Origin of the sequence: Neorhizobium sp. IRS_2294, assembly GCF_050500145.1 — a bacterium.
GTDB lineage: Bacteria > Pseudomonadota > Alphaproteobacteria > Rhizobiales > Rhizobiaceae > Neorhizobium > Neorhizobium soli.
Genome location: NZ_CP191439.1, coordinates 89,315 through 111,325, shown reverse-complemented (window position 1 = coordinate 111,325; position 22,011 = coordinate 89,315). Strand labels below are relative to the sequence as shown.

General features: G+C 61.1%; 21 protein-coding genes and 1 other RNA gene. 15 read left to right on the top strand and 7 right to left on the bottom strand.

Annotated elements, in window-relative coordinates; all coding sequences use genetic code 11:
• Positions 1–28: 28 nt before the first annotated feature.
• Together moeB and ACQY1K_RS00530 are read left to right on the top strand one after the other, a co-directional pair.
• Complete coding sequence (gene moeB / locus ACQY1K_RS00535; protein WP_156461793.1) at positions 29–817, top strand: molybdopterin-synthase adenylyltransferase MoeB; 789 nt, start codon at positions 29–31, stop codon at positions 815–817.
• Positions 814–1,296, top strand: a complete 483-nt coding sequence (locus ACQY1K_RS00530; protein WP_062454185.1) for a GNAT family N-acetyltransferase — start codon at positions 814–816, stop codon at positions 1,294–1,296. The genes moeB and ACQY1K_RS00530 overlap by 4 nt, the downstream gene beginning before the upstream one ends.
• Here the strand turns inward: ACQY1K_RS00530 and ACQY1K_RS00525 are convergent.
• Positions 1,293–2,297 carry a 2-hydroxyacid dehydrogenase gene (locus tag ACQY1K_RS00525; RefSeq protein ID WP_062454186.1) on the bottom strand — a complete coding sequence of 335 codons (1,005 nt, stop codon included), beginning with the start codon at positions 2,295–2,297 and terminating at the stop codon, positions 1,293–1,295. The genes ACQY1K_RS00530 and ACQY1K_RS00525 overlap by 4 nt on opposite strands.
• A 164-nt stretch (positions 2,298–2,461) precedes the next feature.
• On the opposite strand from ACQY1K_RS00525, the gene ACQY1K_RS00520 reads away from it, so the two are divergent.
• A complete protein-coding gene (locus ACQY1K_RS00520; protein ID WP_062454187.1) occupies positions 2,462–3,004 on the top strand; it encodes an SH3 domain-containing protein in 543 nt (180 codons plus the stop codon).
• Here ACQY1K_RS00520 and ACQY1K_RS00515 read toward each other — a convergent pair.
• The gene (locus ACQY1K_RS00515) at positions 2,997–3,989 is read right to left on the bottom strand and encodes an adenosine kinase (protein WP_430258018.1); all 993 of its coding nucleotides are present in this window, start codon (positions 3,987–3,989) and stop codon (positions 2,997–2,999) included. The two genes, ACQY1K_RS00520 and ACQY1K_RS00515, sit on opposite strands and share 8 nt — an antisense overlap.
• 349 nt (positions 3,990–4,338) lie before the next feature.
• On the opposite strand from ACQY1K_RS00515, the gene ACQY1K_RS00510 reads away from it, so the two are divergent.
• Entirely contained in the window at positions 4,339–5,283 is a 945-nt protein-coding gene (locus tag ACQY1K_RS00510) for an AEC family transporter (protein WP_325263721.1), read from the top strand.
• 25 nt (positions 5,284–5,308) lie between these two features.
• On the opposite strand, the gene ACQY1K_RS00505 is transcribed toward ACQY1K_RS00510, so the two are convergent.
• Positions 5,309–5,896 (bottom strand): c-type cytochrome, encoded by a 588-nt coding sequence (locus tag ACQY1K_RS00505; RefSeq protein WP_062454190.1) that lies wholly within the window; start codon positions 5,894–5,896, stop codon positions 5,309–5,311.
• Between the two features lie 150 nt (positions 5,897–6,046).
• Between ACQY1K_RS00505 and ACQY1K_RS00500 the strand changes: the two genes are divergently transcribed.
• On the top strand, positions 6,047–6,805 hold the full coding sequence (locus ACQY1K_RS00500) for a 3-deoxy-manno-octulosonate cytidylyltransferase (protein ID WP_092663973.1): 759 nt from the start codon (positions 6,047–6,049) through the stop codon (positions 6,803–6,805).
• 12 nt (positions 6,806–6,817) lie between these two features.
• Positions 6,818–7,681, top strand: coding sequence for a prephenate dehydratase (locus tag ACQY1K_RS00495; protein ID WP_062454192.1), 864 nt, complete (start codon positions 6,818–6,820; stop codon positions 7,679–7,681).
• Positions 7,682–7,699: 18 nt separating this feature from the next.
• Here ACQY1K_RS00495 and nudC read toward each other — a convergent pair whose 3' ends face one another.
• Both nudC and ACQY1K_RS00485 read right to left on the bottom strand, forming a co-directional pair.
• On the bottom strand, positions 7,700–8,656 hold the full coding sequence (nudC, locus tag ACQY1K_RS00490) for an NAD(+) diphosphatase (RefSeq protein ID WP_430258016.1): 957 nt from the start codon (positions 8,654–8,656) through the stop codon (positions 7,700–7,702).
• Positions 8,653–9,063: an HIT family protein gene (locus ACQY1K_RS00485; protein WP_062578590.1), complete on the bottom strand. Its 411-nt coding sequence runs from the start codon at positions 9,061–9,063 to the stop codon at positions 8,653–8,655. Before ACQY1K_RS00485 ends, nudC begins: the two co-directional genes overlap by 4 nt.
• An 85-nt stretch (positions 9,064–9,148) precedes the next feature.
• Between ACQY1K_RS00485 and ffs the strand changes: the two genes are divergently transcribed.
• From ffs to ACQY1K_RS00470, 3 genes are all read left to right on the top strand, one after another.
• Positions 9,149–9,245: signal recognition particle sRNA small type (gene ffs / locus ACQY1K_RS00480), an RNA gene on the top strand.
• A 76-nt stretch (positions 9,246–9,321) separates the two neighbouring features.
• On the top strand, positions 9,322–11,199 hold the full coding sequence (locus ACQY1K_RS00475) for a DNA polymerase III subunit gamma/tau (RefSeq protein ID WP_430258015.1): 1,878 nt from the start codon (positions 9,322–9,324) through the stop codon (positions 11,197–11,199).
• Positions 11,200–11,221: 22 nt separating this feature from the next.
• Entirely contained in the window at positions 11,222–11,545 is a 324-nt protein-coding gene (locus ACQY1K_RS00470; protein WP_062454196.1) for a YbaB/EbfC family nucleoid-associated protein, read from the top strand.
• Positions 11,546–11,599: 54 nt separating this feature from the next.
• On the opposite strand, the gene ACQY1K_RS00465 is transcribed toward ACQY1K_RS00470, so the two are convergent.
• Positions 11,600–12,232: an MOSC domain-containing protein gene (locus ACQY1K_RS00465; RefSeq protein ID WP_113109289.1), complete on the bottom strand. Its 633-nt coding sequence runs from the start codon at positions 12,230–12,232 to the stop codon at positions 11,600–11,602.
• Positions 12,233–12,286: 54 nt separating this feature from the next.
• On the opposite strand from ACQY1K_RS00465, the gene recR reads away from it, so the two are divergent.
• Both recR and ACQY1K_RS00455 read left to right on the top strand, forming a co-directional pair.
• Complete coding sequence (recR, locus tag ACQY1K_RS00460) at positions 12,287–12,892, top strand: recombination mediator RecR (RefSeq protein WP_113167613.1); 606 nt, start codon at positions 12,287–12,289, stop codon at positions 12,890–12,892.
• 66 nt (positions 12,893–12,958) lie between these two features.
• Entirely contained in the window at positions 12,959–14,140 is a 1,182-nt protein-coding gene (locus tag ACQY1K_RS00455; protein WP_430258846.1) for a lytic murein transglycosylase, read from the top strand.
• An 18-nt stretch (positions 14,141–14,158) separates the two neighbouring features.
• Here the strand turns inward: ACQY1K_RS00455 and ACQY1K_RS00450 are convergent, their stop codons facing one another.
• Positions 14,159–15,808: an MFS transporter gene (locus ACQY1K_RS00450; protein WP_175487293.1), complete on the bottom strand. Its 1,650-nt coding sequence runs from the start codon at positions 15,806–15,808 to the stop codon at positions 14,159–14,161.
• A gap of 290 nt (positions 15,809–16,098) precedes the next feature.
• Here ACQY1K_RS00450 and rimP point away from each other — a divergent pair, with 290 nt between their 5' ends.
• The 4 genes from rimP (at position 16,099) to infB (ending at position 22,003) form a co-directional block, all read left to right on the top strand.
• The gene (gene rimP, locus ACQY1K_RS00445; RefSeq protein ID WP_062578581.1) at positions 16,099–16,701 is read left to right on the top strand and encodes a ribosome maturation factor RimP; all 603 of its coding nucleotides are present in this window, start codon (positions 16,099–16,101) and stop codon (positions 16,699–16,701) included.
• A gap of 61 nt (positions 16,702–16,762) precedes the next feature.
• Complete coding sequence (gene nusA / locus ACQY1K_RS00440; RefSeq protein WP_113109286.1) at positions 16,763–18,379, top strand: transcription termination factor NusA; 1,617 nt, start codon at positions 16,763–16,765, stop codon at positions 18,377–18,379.
• On the top strand, positions 18,376–19,059 hold the full coding sequence (locus ACQY1K_RS00435; protein ID WP_430258014.1) for an RNA-binding protein: 684 nt from the start codon (positions 18,376–18,378) through the stop codon (positions 19,057–19,059). The genes nusA and ACQY1K_RS00435 overlap by 4 nt, the downstream gene beginning before the upstream one ends.
• Before the next feature lie 100 nt (positions 19,060–19,159).
• Positions 19,160–22,003 carry a translation initiation factor IF-2 gene (gene infB, locus ACQY1K_RS00430; RefSeq protein WP_430258013.1) on the top strand — a complete coding sequence of 948 codons (2,844 nt, stop codon included), beginning with the start codon at positions 19,160–19,162 and terminating at the stop codon, positions 22,001–22,003.
• Positions 22,004–22,011 lie beyond the last annotated feature (8 nt).

The window sequence follows — 22,011 nt, the reverse complement described above, 5'->3', positions numbered from 1 at the left end:
CACTCGATTTCTGCGGTGCTATGATCCCATGATGGAAAACCAGAATTCGGACACGCTCCGCCCAGATGAAATCGAGCGCTATCGCCGCCATATCCTGCTGCCGGAGATCGGCGGTCAGGGCCAGCAGAAGCTCAAGAGCGCACGTGTGCTGGTGATCGGTGCGGGCGGTCTTGGGGCGCCCATTCTCGAATATCTCGCAGCGGCCGGCGTTGGCACGATCGGCATCGTCGACGACGACCGCGTTTCGCTCTCCAACCTGCAGCGACAGGTGATCCACGATACCGGCACGATCGGCGAGATGAAGACACGGAGTGCCCGAGAGGCGATCGCCCGGTTGAACCCGAATACGCGGGTGATGGATTTCGAGGAGCGCTTCTCCGCCGAATGGGCTCAGATGCATCTCTCCCGTTTCCGCCTGCTGATCGACGGCTCGGACAATTTCGACACGCGCTATGCAGCAGCGGACGCGGCGGAAGCGGCCCGCATCCCCTTGGTGACGGGTGCGGTCGGGCGCTTCGACGGATCGTTGACGGTGCTGAAACCTTACGAGGCCGGCGAGGACGGAGATCTCAACCCCACCTACCGCGACCTCTTCCCCGAGCAGCCGCCGGAAGGCCTCATCCCCGCCTGCGCGGAGACTGGCGTGGTTGGTGCGTTGACCGGCGTGATCGGGACGCTGATGGCGATGGAAGCGATCAAGTTGGTGACAGGGATTGGCGAACCGCTGGTTAGGCGCCTGTTGCTCTACGATGGACTTGCAACGCGGTTCGATGTGATCAAGTACAAGCGCCGTGCGAAACGGACGGCTACCGAATGACTGAGATCGTTCGCATCGACGAGAGTTTCACCGGCTGGGAAGACCTGCTGACGCTGATCATGTCATCCTTTGCCTATATGGACGGGGTGATCGATCCGCCCTCCTCTGCCCACCGGCTCACGCTTGTGTCGCTTGAGCAGAAGGCGCGCGACGAGATTGCGTTCGTCGCGGTGGAAGAGGGACAGCTTGCAGGTTGCGTGTTTCTGAAGCCTGAACCCGGATGTCTCTATGTGGGCAAGCTGGCGATATCGCCTGCGTTCCAGAGCCGAGGCATCGGCCGGCATCTGCTTTCCGTGGCGGAGGATATCGCGCGGCAAAGAGGCCTGCCTGCGCTCAGGCTGGAGACCCGCATCGAGCTTACCGGCAATCACACGACCTTCGCGAGGTGGGGCTTCGTGAAGACGGCCGAGAATGCCCATGCGGGCTATGCCAGAACGACATCGATCGAGATGCGGAAGCGGCTTTCGCAGACAACCTAGTTCCGGCCGGGCAGAACCCGGTTCGGTGGGCGATGGCCATCGAAATACGTGCGGATATTGATGATCACCTTGTCGCCCATGTCGATGCGACCTTCGATCGTTGCCGAGCCCATATGCGGCAGCAGAACCACACGCCCTTCGCGCGCAAGCTTGACCAGCTTCGGATTGACGGCCGGTTCGTTCTGATAGACGTCGAGACCTGCGCCGGCAATTTTTCCGTCACGCAGAAGCTGCACCATCGCGACCTCATCGATAATATCGCCGCGGGCGGTGTTGACGATGATCGACCCAGGCTGCAGCAAGGCCAGCCGGCGGGCCGAGAGAAGGTGGAAGGTCGCCGGCGTCGACGGGCAGTTGATCGAGACGATATCGACGCGCGCAAGCATCTGATCGAGGCTGTCCCAATAGGTCGCCTCGAGCTCTTCCTCGGTGGCCGGGCTGACCGGTTTGCGATTGTGATAATGGATGGCGAGGCCGAAGGCCTTGGCCCGGCGCGCCACGGCACTGCCGATGCGGCCCATGCCGACGATGCCGATACGCTTGCCCCAGATCCGCCGGCCGAGCATCCAGGTCGGGCTCCAGCCCTCCCAGTCACCGGGCTTGTCGGTGAGGATCCGCGAGCCTTCCGCCAGACGTCGGTTGACGGCGAGGATCAGCGCCAAGGTCATATCGGCCGTGTCTTCGGTCAGGACGTTCGGCGTGTTGGTGACCGTGATCCCCTTCTTGGCGGCCGCATCCACATCGATATGATCGGTACCGTTGGAAAAACTGGCGATCAGCTTCAGCTGCGGGCCTGCTTCCGCGATCAGCCCTGCGTCGATCCTATCGGTAACCGTCGGTACCAGCACATCGGCGGTCTTCATAGCAGCGATAAGCTCTTCGCGCGAACGGGGACAATCGTCGATATTGAGCTCTGCGTCGAAAAGCTCGCGCATGCGCGTTTCAACGGCGTCCGGAAGTTTGCGAGTGATGTAAACCTGGGGTTTTTTCTTCGCTGTCATGGTTTCAAAGCCGCATTGCAATCAGCTGCCATTAGGACGTCCTTAACCAAGGTGCGCAATAGTCGGAGGCATCCAGGGCGTTTTCTTAACAGACCCGTCGGCGAAGACAAACAAAACCTCGCATGGACAGGAACGCTTGTGGAATTTCAGCCGGAATGAGATTCATGCGCAGAACATTCTTTACATCCTTCCTTGCAGCCTCGATCGGGCTCCTCACCTGCCTTTCCGGCGCCGACGGCGCACTTGCACAGGGCGTTGCCAAGGGCGCAAGCGGTCTGCCGCTTCCCCGTTTCGTCAGCCTGAAATCGAGAAAGGTGAACATCCGCATCGGTCCGAGCACGGATTATGCGGTGTCATGGATGTACATGAAGTCGGGAACCCCGATGGAAATCATCCAGGAATACGACAACTGGCGCCGTGTTCGCGATGCCGAGGGCACGGAGGGCTGGGTCAACCAGGCCCTGCTATCGGGCGAGCGCACGGCCGTTGCAGCGCCGTGGATGCGCGGCAAGGGCAAGGACATCTATGTCAACATGCGCAACGAACCGCAGCAATCCGCGGGCCTCACTGCAAAGCTCGAGCCCGGCGTGATGATCAAGATCAGCGAATGCAATGGCGACTGGTGCCATGCGGAAGCGAATGGTGCAGAGGGCTGGATCGCCCAGGCGGAAATCTGGGGCGCTTACCCGGGAGAGGCCTTTAAATAAGGCCTCTTTCCTTCGCCGCCTGCGCGAGCGAGACCATCGGCCGCGGCCCGATCTGCTGAATGACGATGGCCGCGACCAGGCAGCCAAGCTTGCCGCAATCCTCAAGCGAACGATCTGCGGTATAGCCGTAGAGAAAGCCGGCGGCGAACAGATCGCCGGCACCGGTCGTATCGACGAGTTCCTCGATGGCATAGGCCGGGATCGCGATCCGTTCCTTGCCACGCACGAGAACCGCACCTTCCTCGCTCAGCGTGATGGCCGCCAGCTTGCAATCGTGAGCGATCTTGCCGAGGGCGAGCTCGAAATCGTCCGTCTCGTAGAGCGACAGAAGTTCCTGCTTGTTGGCAAAGACGATATCCACGGTGCCGGATTTCATCAGCTCCAGGAATTCCTCGCGGTAGCGGCCGACGCAGAACGGATCCGACAGCGTCATCGAGACTTCACGACCATGCGCATGGGCGATGCGGGCTGCTTCGCGGATCGCATCCTTGGCGCGCGGCGGATCCCACAAGTAACCTTCGAAATAGGTCACTTTCGATTCGGCCACCACGTCTTCCTCGACATGTTCAGGACCGAGTTCGACGCAGGCGCCGAGATAGGTGTTCATCGAACGCTCGCCATCCGGCGTCACGAAAATCATCGAACGGGCGGTCGGTGGATGAACACCGTCAGGCTTTGTTTCGTAGTGGACACCCTGGGCACGGATATCATGCTGGAAAATGGTGCCGAGCTGATCGTTGGCGACCTTGCCGAAGTAGGCAGCCCTGCCGCCGAGACTGGCAACGCCGGCCGCTGTGTTGCCGGCGGAACCGCCTGAGGCTTCGACCGCAGGACCCATCTTCGAGTAGAGAAGTTCGGCGCGCTCGGCATTGATCAGGTTCATCGCACCCTTGATGATCGCGTTGTCGCCGAGGAATTGATCGTCGCCGCGCGCGAGGATGTCCACGATGGCATTGCCGATGGTTAGCACGTCGAATTTCGGCATCCGGCTCTGATCCTCTTTCGAATGAATGGATGAGAGAACGGGTATTCGCCTTTAGCCGTGATTGGAAGCAAAAAACGCTGTCGGCACTAAGGCTCCAAAAATCCGCAGCTGTCATTCTCCCGTCATGGTGAGCCGCTAGATAACGATCATCCGATTGCTGATGTCGACCACGGATGAACTGGCGACGAAGCGTTTGGACACCCCTGGCTGGACCGGGGAAGGAAGCGGGGATCAAGCCCCGCTTTTCTGTTTTCGGCTTTCGCCTGCAACGGGTTTGCGCCCGACGCATTTGTCGTTCAGCCAGATCTGCGCTAGACGCAGATAACAGTCTCCTCCGAAAGCCGCGTCCGTGTCGTCAGTCTTCGCCAATGTGCTGCCCGTCTTCGTCCTGATCCTGATGGGCTGGCTCGCCGCCAAAACCGGGCTTTTGAAGGCCGAAACCGGTGACGCGCTGGGGGAATACGTCTTCAAGATCGCGGTTCCGATGCTGATCTTCCGGACGGTTGCGGACGCCCATTTTGGCGGCGTCTCTCCCTTCGGGCTGTGGAGCGCTTATTTCATTGCCGTTGCCGTCACATGGACGACCGGGCATCTGATGGCCACGCGGTTCTTCGCACGGGATGCCAAGGTCGGCGTCATCGCGGGCATGTCGAGTGCGTTTGCCAACAACATCTTCATCGGCCTGCCGTTGATCGATCACATGGTCGGCAAGGAAGGGCTTCTTGCCGTCTCGATCCTGCTCGCCATCCATCTGCCGATCATGATGATCGCCGGCTCGATCCTGATGGAGGGGGCAACTGCGCGGGTCGACGGCACACAGAAGCGCACGCTTTCCGTGGTTCTGCGGCAGGTCGCCAGCAACCTGGTCCGCAATCCGCTCGTGATCGCGATCGCGATCGGGATACCGTTCAATCTTCTGGGCTTCTCGATCCCCACGTCCGTGCTGCCTGTCGTCAACCAGATCGCCGCCTCAGCCGGGCCGGTGGCGCTGATTTCAATCGGCATGGCGCTGACCCGTTATCCGATCCGTGGCGATATCAATCTCGCCACGGCCGTTGCAGTCCTGAAGCTTACCCTGATGCCGGCGATCGTGTTCGCCACAAGCCATGCGATCGGGCTGCCGCGGGACTGGGCGGCCGCTCTGGTTTTGACCTCGTCTGTTCCAACGGGCATCAATGCCTGGCTGATTGCCCAGCGGTTCAGGTCCGGACAAAGCCTTGCGGCCTCGACCATCAGCATCACGACAGCGTTCGGCCTTATCACCGTAAGCTTCTGGGGTTGGCTGCTGTCGTGATCGGAATGTCTGCCGCCGGGTGGGATCAGTTCGTCGGGGCGGGAGCGGGTGCAGCGCCGGGTTCAGGCAGTGGCGCAGGGCTATCAGACTGTTCGCGGATATAAGCAAGCAGGTTGCCGCGTTCCTTGTCGTTCTTCAATCCGGCAAAGCCCATCGCTGTCCCCTTCACGTAGGCCTTGGGCGCAACGAGGAAGTGGTTGAGGTGATCGAACGTCCAGGTCTCCGCGCCGCCCTTGGAGAAATCCTTCATGGCAGCAGAGTAGGAAAAGCCCTCATGGCTGGCGATCGGACGGTTCACAACACCCCATAGATCGGGACCCACCTTGTTCGGTCCTCCCTTTTCAATGGAGTGACAGCTCTGACACTTCTTGAATACCGTTGCGCCGGCAGCGGCATCGGCACCTGCCATCAGCTGACCAACAGGGACAACTTCCGCGGCACCGCCACCGGCAGCCGCTTCGCCGCCGGCTGGCTCTTCCAGCGCGGCGATTGCAAATCCTTCCTTCTCAGGCGACGGCGAGTGGAAAATCCCCTCCGACGCGATCGACACGGACATCATCACGAAAACCGTGGCAAGCAATGCGCCTACCGACATGTTTACATAGGGATTCATCAGCAAATTCTCCTCACCGGCCCGCCGTCCCAAAGCAGGCACCTTGAATTTGTTTGGAAGCTATGTCTTTTGCAGAGGCCTTGCAACACGATACGCTCGTTCTGCTTGAGACTTTTTGCCACTGCGCAGGCTGGATTGGAAGGTTTTACGATGACTTACACGGCTTTCGACCGGACGCTCGTCCTCATTCCAGCACGAATGGCGTCGACGCGCCTTCCCGGCAAGCCGCTCGCAGACATCGCCGGGCTGCCCATGATCGTGCAGGTCGCAAAGCGCGCCGAGGAGGCCAATGTCGGTCGCATCGTCGTTGCCGTGGACCATCAGGACATTTTCGATGTGGTGAAAGCTGCAGGCTTCGAGGTAGTCATGACCCGCGAAGACCACCAGTCGGGTTCCGATCGGATCTTTGAAGCGCTGACCAAGGCAGACCCCGATGGCAGGGTGGAATACGTCATCAACGTGCAGGGCGACCTGCCGACCGTGGAAGCCGACGTCGTGCGCGCCTCGCTCAAACCGCTGCTGGACAGCCCGCAGACGGATATTGCCACGCTGACCGTCGAAATCACCGAAGAGCACGAGAAGACCAATCCGAACGTGGTCAAGATCGTCGGTTCGCCGTTGTCAGACACGCGGCTGAAGGCGCTCTACTTTACCCGCGCCACAGCCCCTTACGGCAACGGCCCGCTCTACCACCACATCGGGCTTTACGCCTATCGCCGCACTGCGCTTGAGAAATTCGTGACGCTCGGCCCTTCGGTGCTCGAAAAGCGCGAATCGCTCGAGCAGTTGCGGGCACTTGAAGCCGGCATGCGCATCGATGCCGAAATCGTCGCGTCGGTGCCGCTGGGCGTCGACACGCCGGCCGACCTTGAAAAGGCGCGTGCCATCCTTTCCTCCCGCGGTTTGTAACGGATCAGCCTCATGAATGCCTCGACCAACCGCATTTCCTTCCAGGGTGAATTCGGCGCCAATTCCGATATGGCGTCCAGGGACATGTTTCCGGACATGGAACCCCTGCCCTGCCCGACCTTCGAGGATGCGTTCCAGGCGCTGGAGAACGGTGATTCGGATCTCGCAATGATTCCGATCGAAAACACCATCGCCGGACGTGTGGCCGACATTCACTACCTGCTGCCGGAATCGCGTCTGCATATCGTCGGCGAATATTTCATGCCGATCCGGTTCCAGCTGATGGTGTTGCCGGGTGTGGAACGCGAAGAAATCCGCACCGTCCACAGCCATATCCACGCGCTTGGCCAGTGCCGCAAGATCATCCGCGCCAATGGCTGGAAGGCCGTTGTTGCCGGCGACACGGCGGGTGCTGCGAAACTCGTTTCCGAAAAGGGCGACCGCTCGATGGCGGCCCTTGCGCCACGGCTTGCGGCCAGTCTCTACGGGCTCGACATCCTCGCCGAAAATGTCGAGGACACGGAAAACAACGTCACCCGTTTCGTGGTTTTGTCGCGCGACGAGAAGTGGGTGCAGCGCAACGAGGCGGACGACGTGATCGTCACCACCTTCGTGTTCAACGTGCGCAACATACCGGCTGCGCTTTACAAGGCGATGGGTGGATTTGCCACCAACGGCATCAACATGACGAAGCTCGAAAGCTATCAGCTGGGCGGCAAGTTCGTGGCGACGCAGTTCTACGCGGATATCGAGGGGCATCCGGACGATGCCCCCGTGCGGCGTGCGCTGGAAGAACTGCGCTTCTTCTCCGAAAAGGTCCGCATTCTCGGAACCTATAAGGGCCATCCGATGCGCGGCGCGCTGCAGAAAGGCTGACGGTCGGAAGCGCTCCTTTCAGCGCTTCCAGTCGATCCAGTCGCGCATCAGCCGATAGGCAATCGCTCCCTTGGCGGGGCCGAACGGCTTGTCATCCGGGCCTGCCTCCAGCATCGCCTGCACCTCGGCGCGCGAAAACCAGCGAACGTCAGACATTTCGTGGGCATCGATGGTGATCTCCGTCGACGTCGCCTCGGCGAAACAGCCGATCATCAGCGAATGCGGCATCGGCCAGGGCTGCGATGCGTGATAGCGCACGCGTCCGATCTCGATCGCCGATTCCTCGAAGGTTTCACGTCTGACGGCCTGTTCGATCGTTTCGCCGGGTTCGACGAAGCCAGCCAGGCAGGAATACATACCCTCCTGGAAATGATGGCTGCGTCCCAAAAGGCAGCGGTCGTTTTCCTCATCGATCGTCATCATGATGACGACGGGGTCGGTGCGCGGAAACATCATGTGCTGACACTGTGTGCAGACGCGCTTGTAGCCGCCGATCTTCATTTCGGTGGGCGAGCCGCATTTGCCGCAGAAGATATTGGCGGCATTCCAGTTGAGCAAGGACACGGCCTGGGCGACCTCGCCCTGAAGCTCGTCATCGAGCAGGCCTTCACGGAAAAGAGCTCGCGCCTCGGTCGGCTTGTAATGGCTTGCAAGCTCTTCATCGGCGATCGTGACCGGGACGGCGACGCGCGGCTCGCCGTTCTGGTGATGGCCGAGCAGCACGGCCCGGTCGAAATCCGGCTTCAGCTCCGCCAGCTCGTAAGCCGCAAACAGCGGATCGAGGATCTGGCCGTCGTGCTTCAGAATGACCCGGCTGCCGGAAAAGGCGAGGATATGGGTGCCATCGACGGACAGCGCCTTCTCGATGCAGTCGTCTTCCCGGTTTTCCGCCTGCCGGTCTAGCTTGTTGCCGGAGAACGCCGTGAGGCTGCTGGGGTCGGGATGGGGTGTATCGGTATCGAATATGCTGCTCATCGGGAAAGCTTTTCCATCAGTCTGTTCATCAGGGCCTGCCTCTTTTCGCCATCATACGGTTCTGCGGATCCGTAGCCCCAGATCGGGCCCGGCCAGTTCGCATCGCCTTCGAAGCGGGCAATCACATGAACATGGAGCTGCCGGACGATGTTGCCAAGCGCACCGACATTAATCTTGGTCGCGCCCGTTATCTCTTTCAACGCTGCCGCAACCTGATTGACCTCGGCCGCCAGGTGCGCCTGATCCGCTTCTGAAAGCTCGAAGATCTCGGTCATGTCGGCCCGCTGCGGCACCATGACAAGCCACGGCCAGCGGCTGTCATTCTGGATCCGCAGCTGGCAGAGATCGAGGGTGGCGATGAGATCGGAGTCCCGCGCAATGCGCCCGTCCAGTTCGAACTCGCTCAAGCATTCCTCCTAATGTTTTTATCTGGTCGTAGTTTTTTACAGGCTTGGCTTGCATTTGGAAGCGTTATTGACGATATGAGCGGTGGGAGGTTGGTGGTGGACGAGCCACTCGCCAACCGGGTCAGGTCCGGAAGGAAGCAGCCCTAACGAGCCAGGCACGGGTCGCCGTGCCAGCCTCCCACCCTCTCATCTTGGTCAGCATCCGGCGCGCTCAGTCTCTGACGGCCGGAATGGCCCGTACAGGCTGGCAGGATTTTCATGAGCGACGACGGGCCGACATATTCCAGCAACCCGACTGCGCCGACGCCTTCCGGCAGTGGCTACCGGGTTCTCGCCCGCAAATACCGTCCCAAGGATTTTTCCGACCTGATGGTCGGCCAGGAGCCGATGGTGAGAACACTCACCAACGCCTTCGAGACCGGCCGCATCGCCCAGGCCTATATGCTGACCGGTGTGCGCGGTGTCGGCAAGACGACGACTGCCCGCATTCTGGCGCGTGCGCTGAATTACAAGACCGCCGAGATCGACCGTCCGACGATCGATCTGCGGATTCCCGGCGAGCACTGCCAGGCGATCATGGAAGGCCGGCATGTCGACGTCATCGAGATGGATGCGGCCTCGCATACCGGTATCGACGACATCAGAGAGATCATCGAGCAGGTGCGCTACCGCCCTGTCTCGGCGCGCTACAAAGTCTATATCATCGACGAAGTGCACATGCTCTCGACGCAAGCTTTCAACGGCCTGCTGAAGACGCTCGAAGAGCCGCCGGAGCATGTGAAGTTCATCTTCGCGACGACGGAAATCCGCAAGGTGCCGATTACCGTTCTATCGCGCTGCCAGCGCTTTGACCTCCGCCGGATCAGCGCTGCCGATCTCGTCGGCCTGTTCACGACCATCCTCGAAAAGGAAGGTATTCCGGCCGAGACCGAGGCGCTGTCGATGATCGCGCGCGCGGCCGAAGGTTCGGCTCGCGACGGACTGTCCCTTCTCGACCAGGCGATTGCCCATGGCGCAGGCCATGTGGTGGCCGATACCGTGCGCGGCATGCTGGGGCTTGCCGACCGCGCCCGCATCGTCGATCTGTTCGAACAGATCGTGCAGGGCGACGTGACGGCTGCCCTTTCCGAATTTACCGCCCAATACGAGGCCGGCGCCAACCCTGTCGTGGTTCTGACCGACCTTGCAGACTTCACCCATCTCGTCACGCGCTTCAAATATATCCCGGAAGCGGCGGACGATCCTTCGCTGAGCGAAGTGGAGCGTGTGCGCGGTCGCGAATTTTCCGAGACGATCGCCGTCAGCACCCTCTCGCGGATCTGGCAGATGCTGCTCAAGGGCATTCCGGAAGCGGAGAACTCTTCCCGCCCCGCCGGTGCCGCCGAAATGGTGCTGATCCGCCTGACCCATGCTGCCCACCTTCCTTCGCCGGAAGACGCCGCGCGCCGGCTTGCCGACCTTTCCGGCGGCGATGGCCAGCGCGGAGTGCCCAATGGGAACGGCGGCGGTAATGGCGCAGGCCAGACTTCGTCATCGCAGCAGCCACTCAATGCCCGCGGGGTCGATATGCAGTCGCAGCGGATGCCGTCAGGCGGACCGACCGCGATGCTGAAAGCCGTGCCGAACGACAATCCGCGCGAGATGCCGGTCGGCCGTATCGAGGAAAAGCCCGAGCCCAGCGTTGCGGTTCGCTCGCTGGCCGACATCGTCGATCTCTGCTCCAAGAACCGCGACGCGAAGCTGAAGGCGCTCGTGCGCAATTTCGTGCGGCTGGTGAAGATCGAACCGGGCCGGCTCGACATGCGCCTGACCGACGGCGGACCAACGACGCTGCCGGGTGAACTCGGCGTCAAGCTGAAGGAATGGACCGGTATCCACTGGATCGTCTCCCTCAGCAAGGAAGACGGTTCGCCGACATTGGTCGAGGCAGAGGGAACGGCGCGCGAAGCGCGGCTGACCGACGCCCGCTCCGACCCGGATGTCGCGGCGATCCTGTCGCAGTTTCCCGGCGCAAAGATCACCGACGTCCGGATCCGCGTGAGCGAGGACGAAATCGACGCAGACGAATTGCCGCCGCCAGCCGTGGTGGAAAGCGCCGAGGGCGATATCCTGCCGGGCGACGACATCGAACTTTAAAAATCAGGAAGAGGAGATCCCGATGCGCGACATCATGGGCATGATGGGCAAGGTCAAGGAAATGCAGGCCAAGATGGAGAAGATGCAGGCGGATATCGCCGCTCTCGAAGTCGAAGGCACCGCCGGTGGCGGCCTCGTGACGATCCGGATGAACGGCAAGGGCGACATGCTGGGTCTGAAAATCGACCCGTCCCTGTTCAAGGAAGACGAATCCGAGATCCTCGAAGACCTGATCATTGCAGCCCACAAGCTGGCCAAGGACCGGGCGGAGGAAATCACTGCCGAAAAGACCAAGGAACTGACCGCCGGCCTGCCGATTCCGCCCGGCATGAAGCTGCCGTTCTAAGACGAGATCGGCGTTCCTTCTTGGAACCGCCTGCCGGCAAGACCCGCCTATTCGCTAGAATTTGGCGGGCTTTCCGGCTTGGATCGCGTCTCGCATATCGGCATGGATGGGTGCGGACAAAAACCGCTGCCTGTCGTCATCTCCCAGACGCTTGCCGAATTTGGCTAGCAGTTCCGGAATGGAAACCCTGGCTCCCTGGTAGACGGTGAATTCGACGGCATCGCCCGCCGATGCGAAACCCGGCGTCAGCACCCGGCAGTAAATGCCGGGGCGTGCGGCCGTTCGGTAGGCTTTGACGAAGGACGGATCGCCCATCTTGGCGGCGAGCGTCGCGCAGGGCGTGCGGGCGGATGTCGCCTGCAGCACAAGCTCGGCACCGATGCGGAAACAGTCGCCGGCGGCCACGTCGCGGTTGTCGAGCCCTTCGATCACGAGGTTTTCTCCAAACGTGCCATCCGGCAAATCACGGCCGAGTTGCGACCGCCACCAATCCAGCGTCAGGCTGCCTTCGAGCAGGATCGCCTGCTCAGGGCCACCATGATATTTCGTATTGCAGACGGCATCGCCGACCAGGCCTTCCACGTCGATCATGACCGCGTTTCTCATCGGCATCTTGTTGATGCCGGTCTTGTAGCTCTTGCCCGGAAGCTTTTCCGGATGACCAAGGCAGAGGCTAAGAAGTTTCATTCGGCTGGTCCTTCGTCGATTCCGTTTCCCCTGCATATGGGCTAAAGGAGAACCATGGCAAAGCGAGTCACCGGCCCCGAAATCGAAAAACTCATCCAGCTTCTGGCGAAAGTACCGGGTCTCGGCCCCCGTTCGGCCCGCCGGGCGGCATTGCATCTCATCAAAAAGAAAGACCAGCTGCTCGGTCCGCTGTCGAACGCGATGGGCGAGGCCTATGACAAGGTGAAGATCTGCTCGCGCTGCGGCAACGTGGATACGTCCGATCCCTGCACCGTCTGCACCGATATCCGACGCGACCAGTCGACGCTGATCGTCTGCGAGGATGTGTCAGATCTCTGGGCGCTGGAGCGCGCAGGCGCGATGAACGCGGCCTATCATGTACTGGGGGGCACGCTGTCGCCGCTCGATGGCATCGGACCGGATGATCTCAACATTCGTGGATTGATCGACCGGGTGAGTGAAGGCGTCGTCAAAGAAATCATCATCGCCGTCAACGCCACGGTCGAGGGACAAACCACAGCACACTATATAACCGACCAGCTTGCCGGCATCGATGTGAAGATCACTCGTCTGGCGCACGGCGTGCCTGTCGGCGGCGAGCTCGACTATCTCGACGAAGGCACGCTGACGGCGGCACTTCGGGCACGAACGGCGATCTGAGGAGATTTCATGCGCAAGACACTCATCGCTCTCGGCACCCTTATCTGTCTGCTTCCCCTCCCCGTCATGGCGCAGAACAAGCCGGATGTGGAAAAGCAGTTCCAGCGATGGATCGCCAGCGATCTTGGGCCGGAAGCCCGCAAATCTGGCATTTCCGAGCGGACCATAAAGACCGCCTTCAGCGGGATCTCGCTCAACTGGAGCCTGCCCGATCTGGTGCCGCCGGGATCAAAGCCGCCGAAAAGCCAGGACCAGAGCCAGGCGGAGTTCTCTTCCCCGGGCGCCTATTTCTCCGAAAAGCGGCTGCAGGGACTGGCGGCAACGGGCCGTGGCCTTGCATCGACACATGCCGCGACGCTGAAGCGGATCGAGGCCGCTTACGGCGTTCCCGGCGAGATCGTCGTCGCCATCTGGGGTCGTGAATCCGGCTTCGGCAAGGCACGGCTTCCCTATTCGGCAATCGAGGTTCTCGCGACCAAGGCCTTCATGTCCACCCGCAAACCGATGTTCCGCGAGGAGCTGATCGCAGCGCTGATGATGGTCGAGCGCGGCGACGTGGATGCGGCGACGATGAAGGGTTCGTGGGCGGGCGCTCTCGGCCAGCCGCAATTCATGCCGACCAGCTACCTGAAATACGCCGTCGATTTCGACAAGGACGGGCACCCGGACATCTGGAATTCTGTGCCCGACGCGCTAGCATCGATCGCCCACTATCTACAGCAGGAAGGCTGGCAGCGCGGGCGTGACTGGGGTTTCGAGGTTTCCATTCCTGCCAAGGTTTCCTGCGCCCAGGAAGGCCCGGATCTGGCAAAGCCGATCTCCGCCTGGGCGGCGACGGGCATTACCCGCATCTCCGGCAAGGCCTTTCCTACGGCGGATCTCAAGGCATCCGGCATGATGCTGGTACCTGCCGGCCGCAACGGACCGGAATTCGTCGTCACGCCGAATTTCTACGTGCTGAAGGAATATAACAACTCCGACCTCTATGCGCTGTTCATCGGCAATCTGGCTGATCGTATCGCCCATGGTGCCGGCGCCTTTGAGGGCTCGTGGGGTGACGTTGGCAAGATGCTTCGCTCCGACGTGCTTGCCATGCAGAAGGCGTTGGTGGCCAAGGGGTATGATGTCGGCAACGTGGATGGTCTGCCGGGTTTCAAAACCCGCCGGGCGCTTGGCGACTGGCAGGCCAAGAATGGCCTGACGCCGACCTGCTATCCGGATGCATCGCTGAAAAGCCGGCTCAAGTAACGGACCACAGCCTTCGCCTTAGTGGTGAAGGTCGATATGCGGCTTGTGCATGATGTCGGAGGGCGGCGGGATCGTCTGCCGCTCGATCATGCGATGAACCTTCGGTTCCTCATCGCCCTGATGCAGCTTGCGGATCGCGTCCCAGATCTCCGCATCCATCTGCATGCGCCGCTGATTGTGGCGCACGTAATCTGCCCAGGTGGCGGTATGATAGGTCTCCGTCCAGACGTCGGGATGTTCGAGATCGCGCATCAAGGCCCACTGCCTTGCACCGTCGCGGATCCGCACCCGTCTGCGGCGTGCCATCAGGGTCAGGAATTCGGGGATGTCCGCCTCGCCGATCAGGTAATCGATCTGGAGCACGATCGGCCCGCTTCGCGGCTGCAGCGCGAGGCTCAGAAGCGGCGCGTTGAAGCGGTTGAGCGGATCGAGATTGACATCGCCGAACTGTGGCAGCGGCATGCGCCATCCGACGAGAGCGCCGACGAGCATGGCCAAGCTCGCGATGGACAGTGCAACCGATGCGCCAAAGTTTTCGGAAAGTAGACCCCACATCCAGCTGCCCGCAGCAATGCCGCCGAAGGTTGCCGTCTGGTAGAAGGACAGGGCCCGCCCCACGACCCAGCGCGGGGTGGAGAGCTGGACGGTGGTGTTGAACAGCGATAGCGCGAGAACCCAGCAGGCGCCTGGGAACAAGAGCGCAATCACCGTCAGTGTCGTGTTCGTGCTTGCGCCGATCACGGCGGAACTTGCGGCAAAGCCGACGAACGCGAACCGGACGATCCATTCGCTCGAGAACTTTTCCCTGAGCCTCGCATTGGCAATGGCACCGGCGACGGCGCCGATGCCAAAAGCGCCCAGCATGATGCCGTAGGTGAACGGGCCACCGGACACGAGATCGCGGGCGACGATCGGCAGAAGGGCCAGAATAGCGCTTGCGGTCAGACCGAACAGCAGGCCGCGCAGCAGCACATTCAGAATGTTCGGCGACATCGCGACGTAGCCAAGGCCGGCAGACAGCGCCCGCAGCAAAGTTTCACGCGGAAGCGAATCGTCGGCACGCTGCGGTTTCCAGCGAACCAGTGCGTAGATGATGGCGAAATAGCTCATCGCGTTGACCGCGAAGGCGGCGGCAGCCCCTGCTGCTGCGACGATCGCGCCGCCGATCGCCGGGCCGACGCTGCGGGTGATGTTGAAGCCGACGCTGTTCAGCGTCACTGCGGTCGGCAGGATTTCGCGTGGTACGATATCGCCGACCGAGGCCTGCCAGGACGGATTGTTGAGCGCCGTGCCGCAGCCAATCAGGAAGGTGAACATCAAAAGAAGCCAGGGCGTCAGCAGGCCGAGATAGGCAAACACCGTCAGTGCAATCGACACGGTCAGCATGAAGACCTGCGCCGTCAGCATTAGGCTTCGGCGATTGTAATTGTCGGCCAATGCGCCGGCGACCAGCGAAAACAGCATGATCGGTAACGCGTTGGACGCCTGCACCAGCGCCACCATATCTTGCGAACTGGCGATCGCCGTCATCATCCAGGCGGCACCGACGGCCTGGATCAACCCACCGAAATTCGACGCGATGCTGGCAATCCAGATCATTCGGAACGTCGGCAGCCGAAACGGCGCCAGCGTCGAAATCCGATCGGGCAAGTCTCTTCCTCCCATCATGGCACTGTCACCAAAGGGTTATAGACCTGAAGACCACAAATTCCACCCGCGTCATGTCCTAAAATGCCCGATGATGGAGATCTGCTGTCACCAACCCCATCACGGACCGGAGCGAATGCGACGAGTCTTGCGGCGGTCTTGCAATCGCCGGTGTGAAAGCGTATATGCAGGCCATATTCTTGATCGTCCGATGAAGAGTGGGCCCTCCCGGACCCGCTCTTTTTTGTTAGGCGATCGCTTTTCTCCCCCTCGTCCGGAAACCGGACAGGGAGCACGAATTCGGAGGGCGCATGCCACAAACCGACAGCGAACCGCGCCTGATCGTCGAGACCGGGCTTGAACTCAGAGTGGCCGAGATCATCGAGCCCGTTCTGACATCCATGGACTTCCGCCTCGTGCGCGTCCGGATGCTCAATCAGAATGGCGCGACGCTGCAGATCATGGCCGAACGCAACGATGGCACGATGGATGTCGAGGGCTGTGAAGCCGTCTCGATGGCGATCTCGCCCGTTCTCGATGTGGAAGATCCGATCGATCGCGAGTATCATCTCGAAGTATCGTCGCCCGGCATCGATCGCCCGATGGTGCGCAAGTCCGATTTCGAGCGCTGGAACGGCCATATCGTGAAATGCGAGACGTCGATCCTGGTCGACAATCGCAAGCGTTTTCGCGGCAAGATCACCGACGTCACGTCCGAGGGCTTCACGATCGACCGCGATCAGGTCGCCGATGGCGAGACACAGCATTTGCTCATTCCGTTTACGGCGCTGTCCGAAGGAAAGCTTGTCCTCACCGACGAACTGATCCGCGACGCGTTGCGGGCTGACAAAGCGGCCAAGCAGCAGGCCGCCAATCAGAACGACGAAACCGACGAACACACTGACGAAGAATAACCGACAGCACGCCTTCCTTTGAGAAGGTCGCACATAGCTCGACTTACGGAGACCAACGACAATGGCAGTGAGCGCAAACCGGCTTGAACTTCTGCAGATCGCAGATGCAGTAGCCCGCGAAAAGGTCATCGACCGCGAAATCGTGCTGGCTGCGATGGCCGACGCCATCCAGAAGGCCGCCCGCTCGCGCTATGGTTCGGAAACCAACATCCGTGCCGACATCAATTCCAAGACCGGCGAGATCCGTCTCCAGCGTCTGCTGGAAGTGGTCGATGTCGCCGAGGATTACGGCACGCAGATCCCGCTGACGCTGGCGCTCGATCGCAACGTTGACGCCAAGATTGGCGACTTCATCGCCGATCCGCTGCCGCCGATGGATTTCGGTCGTATCGCTGCCCAGTCTGCCAAGCAGGTTATCGTCCAGAAGGTGCGCGAAGCGGAACGTGACCGTCAGTTCGACGAGTTCAAGGACCGCGTCGGCGAAATCGTCAATGGCACCGTCAAGCGCGTCGAATATGGCAACGTCATCGTCGACCTCGGTCGTGGCGAAGGCATCATTCGCCGTGACGAGATGATCCCGCGCGAAAACATGCGCTACGGTGACCGCGTTCGCGCCTATGTCTACGACGTGCGCCGCGAACAGCGTGGCCCGCAGATTTTCCTGTCGCGTACCCATCCGCAGTTCATGGTGAAGCTGTTCACCATGGAAGTGCCTGAAATCTACGACGGCATCATCCAGATCAAGTCCGTTGCCCGCGATCCGGGCTCGCGCGCCAAGATCGCTGTCGTTTCCAACGACTCGTCGATCGATCCGGTCGGCGCCTGCGTCGGTATGCGCGGTTCGCGCGTTCAGGCCGTCGTCGGCGAGCTGCAGGGCGAAAAGATCGACATCATTCCGTGGAGCCAGGATCCGGCATCGTTCATCGTCAACGCGCTGCAGCCGGCAGAAGTCTCCAAGGTTGTTCTCGACGAAGACAGCGAGCGGATCGAAGTCGTGGTTCCGGACGAGCAGCTGTCGCTGGCGATCGGTCGTCGTGGCCAGAACGTCCGCCTTGCATCGCAGCTGACCGGCTGGGATATCGACATCATGACGGAAGCCGAGGAATCGGAGCGCCGCCAGAAGGAATTCAACGAGCGCACCAACCTGTTTATGGACGCGCTCGATGTCGACGAGATGGTTGGCCAGGTGCTGGCGTCCGAAGGCTTTGCCGCCGTTGAAGAGCTTGCCTATGTCGAGCTCGACGAAATCTCCTCGATCGACGGTTTTGACGAAGATACCGCGACCGAGATCCAGACCCGTGCCCGCGAATATCTCGAGCGGATCGAGTCCGAAAACGATGCAAAGCGCGTCGCACTCGGTGTTGCCGACGAACTGAAGCAGATCGACGGCCTGACCGGTCAGATGCTGGTCGCGCTTGGCGAAGACGGCATCAAGACGATCGAGGATTTTGCCGGCTGCGCGGCCGATGATCTTGTCGGTTGGAGCGAGCGCAAGGACGGCGAGACCAAGAAGTTCGAAGGTCTGTTTTCGAAGTTCGAGGTTTCGCGCACCGAAGCTGAAAACATGGTCGTGCAGGCCCGCCTGCTGGCTGGCTGGATCACCGAAGCGGATCTTGCCACCGAAGAAGCACCAGAGGCCGAAGACGCCGAGGAGGCGCCTGCCGCCGAGCGGGAATGATCCCGATTGGCAATGAACCAGACGACGATGCAGACGACGAGCTTATCGTGAATGACCGTACCTGCATCGTCACCCGTGAAGCCGGATCACCGGAAACGCTGATCCGCTTCGTGGCCGGGCCTGATGGCCAGGTTGTTCCCGATCTCAAGCGTCGCCTTCCGGGGCGGGGCTGCTGGGTAAAGGCCGAACGGGCGTTGATCGACCGGGCGGTCCAGAAGAAATCCTTCGCCCGCGCGTTGAAGACGGACGCTAAGGCGGATGCCGATCTGGGGGCGACGGTTGACAGACTGCTCGCGGCCGATCTGATCGGCATGATGAACATGGCTCGCAAGGCGAGCCAGTTTATTTCGGGCGCGACGAAGGTCGATGCCGCAGTTCGCTCCGGCGGCGCGATTGCTTGCTTTCATGCCTCAGATGCTGCGGCAGACGGTATCCGGAAGATCGATCAGGCTCGCAAGGCCTTCAAATTCGGCTCAAATGCCGAGGAAGAAATTCCATCCTTTTTGCTCTTCACGGGGGCCGAACTGGACGAAGTGATGGGCCAGAATGCTTTTATCCATGCCTGCGCGCTTGCGGGACAGGCGGGTGAAGGTGTAGTGAAACGCGCAAACCTACTTGAACAGTACCGCAAGGGCGGTCTGTCCCAGACAAAAGGTGTCGCTGACATGCCGAAACAATGACGCGGTTACCGGTTTTTGCCGGACGCACATCGATATGTACGATTTGATCGACAGGCACTGATGGCTTCCATCTGTTCCTGTCTGAAGGAACAGGAACGGAATGACTGATAACAACGACGACAAGACACTGGGCGTGAAGAAGACCCTTACCCTGAAACCATCGGGTGTAACCCAGGGTACTGTGCGCCAGGACATGGGTCGTGGCCGGACCAAGGCGGTCGTCGTCGAGACGGTCAAGCGCCGTCCGACCCGTCCGCTCGACGAAAAGCCAATTACTCCTATCGCAGCACCGGCACCACGCCCGGTCGAGGCAGCCGCTCCTGTAGCGCCACGCCCGCAGCCGGCAACCCCTGCAGCGCCGGCACCAGCCGCCCCTGTGGCAGCCGCTGCACCTGCAGCCCCCGCCCCTGCTGCACCCGTCAGCCAGCCGAGCCCGCCGCAGCCGCGCGTCCAGCAGCCTTCATCGCAGGGATACCGCCCCGGTTCTTCGCAGGGCCAGCGCCCTTCGTCATCGCAGGGTCAGCGTCCCTCGTCGCATCAGGGCCAGCGTCCGCAGCAGCCGTCACAGCCGCAGCGCCAGCCGCAGCGTTCGGGTGGTGCTGTCCTGCACGACCTGTCGGCAAGCGAAATGGATGCACGCCGTCGCGCACTCGTCGAAGCCCAGGCGCGCGATGTGGTCGAAGCCAAGCAGCGCGTCGAGGATGATGCACGCCGCAAGGTAGAAGACGAGCGCCGCAAGGTCGAAGAAGCAGCAGAAGCAGCACGTCTGGCCGAAGAAGCCAAGGCACGCGCCGCCGAGGAAGCTCTGCGTCCGGCACCGGTTGCGCCAGCGCCAGCCGCTGCAGATCGCAACGCCAATACCCAGGACAACCGTAACTCGGCTCGCCCGACGCCGGGAGCCGCACCTGTTGCCGCCCCCGTCATCGGACGTGGTCGCCGCAACGACGAGGAAGAGGATCGCGCACCTGCCCGGACCATTCCAGGTCGCGGCCGCGTTGCAGCGCCCGTTCCTGCCAAGCCACCGACACGCCCGAAGGTCGAAGAAGGCCGTCGCCAGGGCAAGCTGACGATCACCGCTGCCAGCACTGATGATGACGGCACCGGCCGTGGTCGTTCGATGGCTGCCATGCGCCGCCGGCAGGAAAAGTTCCGCCGCAGCCAAATGCAGGAAACCCGCGAAAAGGTTATGCGCGAGGTGATCCTGCCTGAGACCATCACCATTCAGGAACTGTCGCAGCGCATGTCTGAACGCGCCGTCGACGTTATCAAGTACCTGATGAAGGAAGGCCAGATGATGAAGGCCGGCGACGTCATCGACGCCGATCTCGCTGAAATCATTGCCGGTGAATTCGGCCATACGGTCAAGCGCGTTTCGGAATCGGACGTTGAAGAAGGTATCTTCAACCAGATGGACGACGCCGGCGAAATGGTGTCGCGTCCTCCGGTCGTGACGATCATGGGTCACGTCGACCATGGCAAGACCTCGCTTCTCGACGCGATCCGCCAGGCCAACGTAGTTTCGGGTGAAGCCGGTGGCATCACCCAGCATATCGGTGCCTATCAGGTCGAACAGAACGGCCAGAAGATCACCTTCATCGACACCCCCGGCCACGCCGCCTTTACGGCCATGCGTGCCCGTGGTGCCCAGGCAACGGATATCGCGATCCTCGTGGTTGCAGCCGACGACAGCGTGATGCCGCAGACGATTGAATCCATCAGCCACGCAAAGGCTGCCGGTGTTCCGATCATCGTGGCGATCAACAAGATCGACAAGCACGAAGCCAACCCGGACAAGGTGCGCCAGCAGCTGCTGCAGCACGAAGTGTTCGTGGAATCGCTGGGCGGTGAAGTTCTCGACGTCGAAGTTTCGGCCAAGAACAAGACCAATCTCGACAAGCTGCTCGAGGCAGTTCTGCTGCAGGCCGAAATTCTCGACCTCAAGGCAGATCCGGTCCGTACGGCAGAAGGCATCGTCATCGAAGCTCAGCTCGACCGTGGCCGCGGTGCGGTTGCAACCGTGCTCGTCCAGAAGGGCACGCTGAAGCCTGGCCAGATCATCGTTGCCGGCGATCAGTGGGGCCGCGTCCGCGCGCTCGTGACCGACAAGGGTGTTCACGTCAAGGAAGCCGGCCCGGCCATGCCGGTCGAAGTGCTCGGTCTTTCCAGCACTCCTGCTGCCGGCGACAAGTTTGCCGTCGTTGAAAACGAGAGCCGTGCTCGCGAGATTTCCGAATATCGCCAGCGGCTTGCCCGCGACAAGGCGGTTGCTCGCCAGTCCGGTCAGCGTGGTTCGCTCGAGCAGATGATGAGCAAGCTGCAGAATACCGGCTACAAGGAATTCCCGCTGCTCATCAAGGGCGACGTTCAGGGTTCCGTCGAAGCCATTATCGGCGCTCTCGACAAGCTTGGCACCGACGAAGTCCGCGCCCGCATCGTCCATTCGGGCGCAGGTGCGATCACCGAGTCGGATCTTGCGCTTGCCGAATCCTCCGAAGCAGCGATCATCGGCTTCAACGTCCGTGCCAACGCACAGGCGCGCATAGCGGCCGATCGTGCCGGCACCGAGATCCGCTACTACAACATCATCTACGATCTGGTGGATGACGTGAAGGCAGCAATGTCGGGTCTGCTTTCGCCAGAACGTCGCGAGACCTTCCTCGGCAATGCCGAAATCCTCGAGGTGTTCAACATCACGAAGACCGGCAAGGTTGCAGGTTGCCGCGTCGTCGAAGGCAAGGTCGAGCGTGGTGCAGGTGTTCGCCTGCTGCGCGACAACGTTGTCATTCACGAAGGTAAGCTCAAGACGCTCAAGCGCTTCAAGGACGAAGTTGGCGAAGTGCCGATGGGTCAGGAATGCGGTATGGCGTTCGAAAACTACGAAGATATCCGCGCAGGCGACACGATCGAGTGCTTCCGCGTGGAGCACATTACGCGCACGCTGTAAGTTTAGCG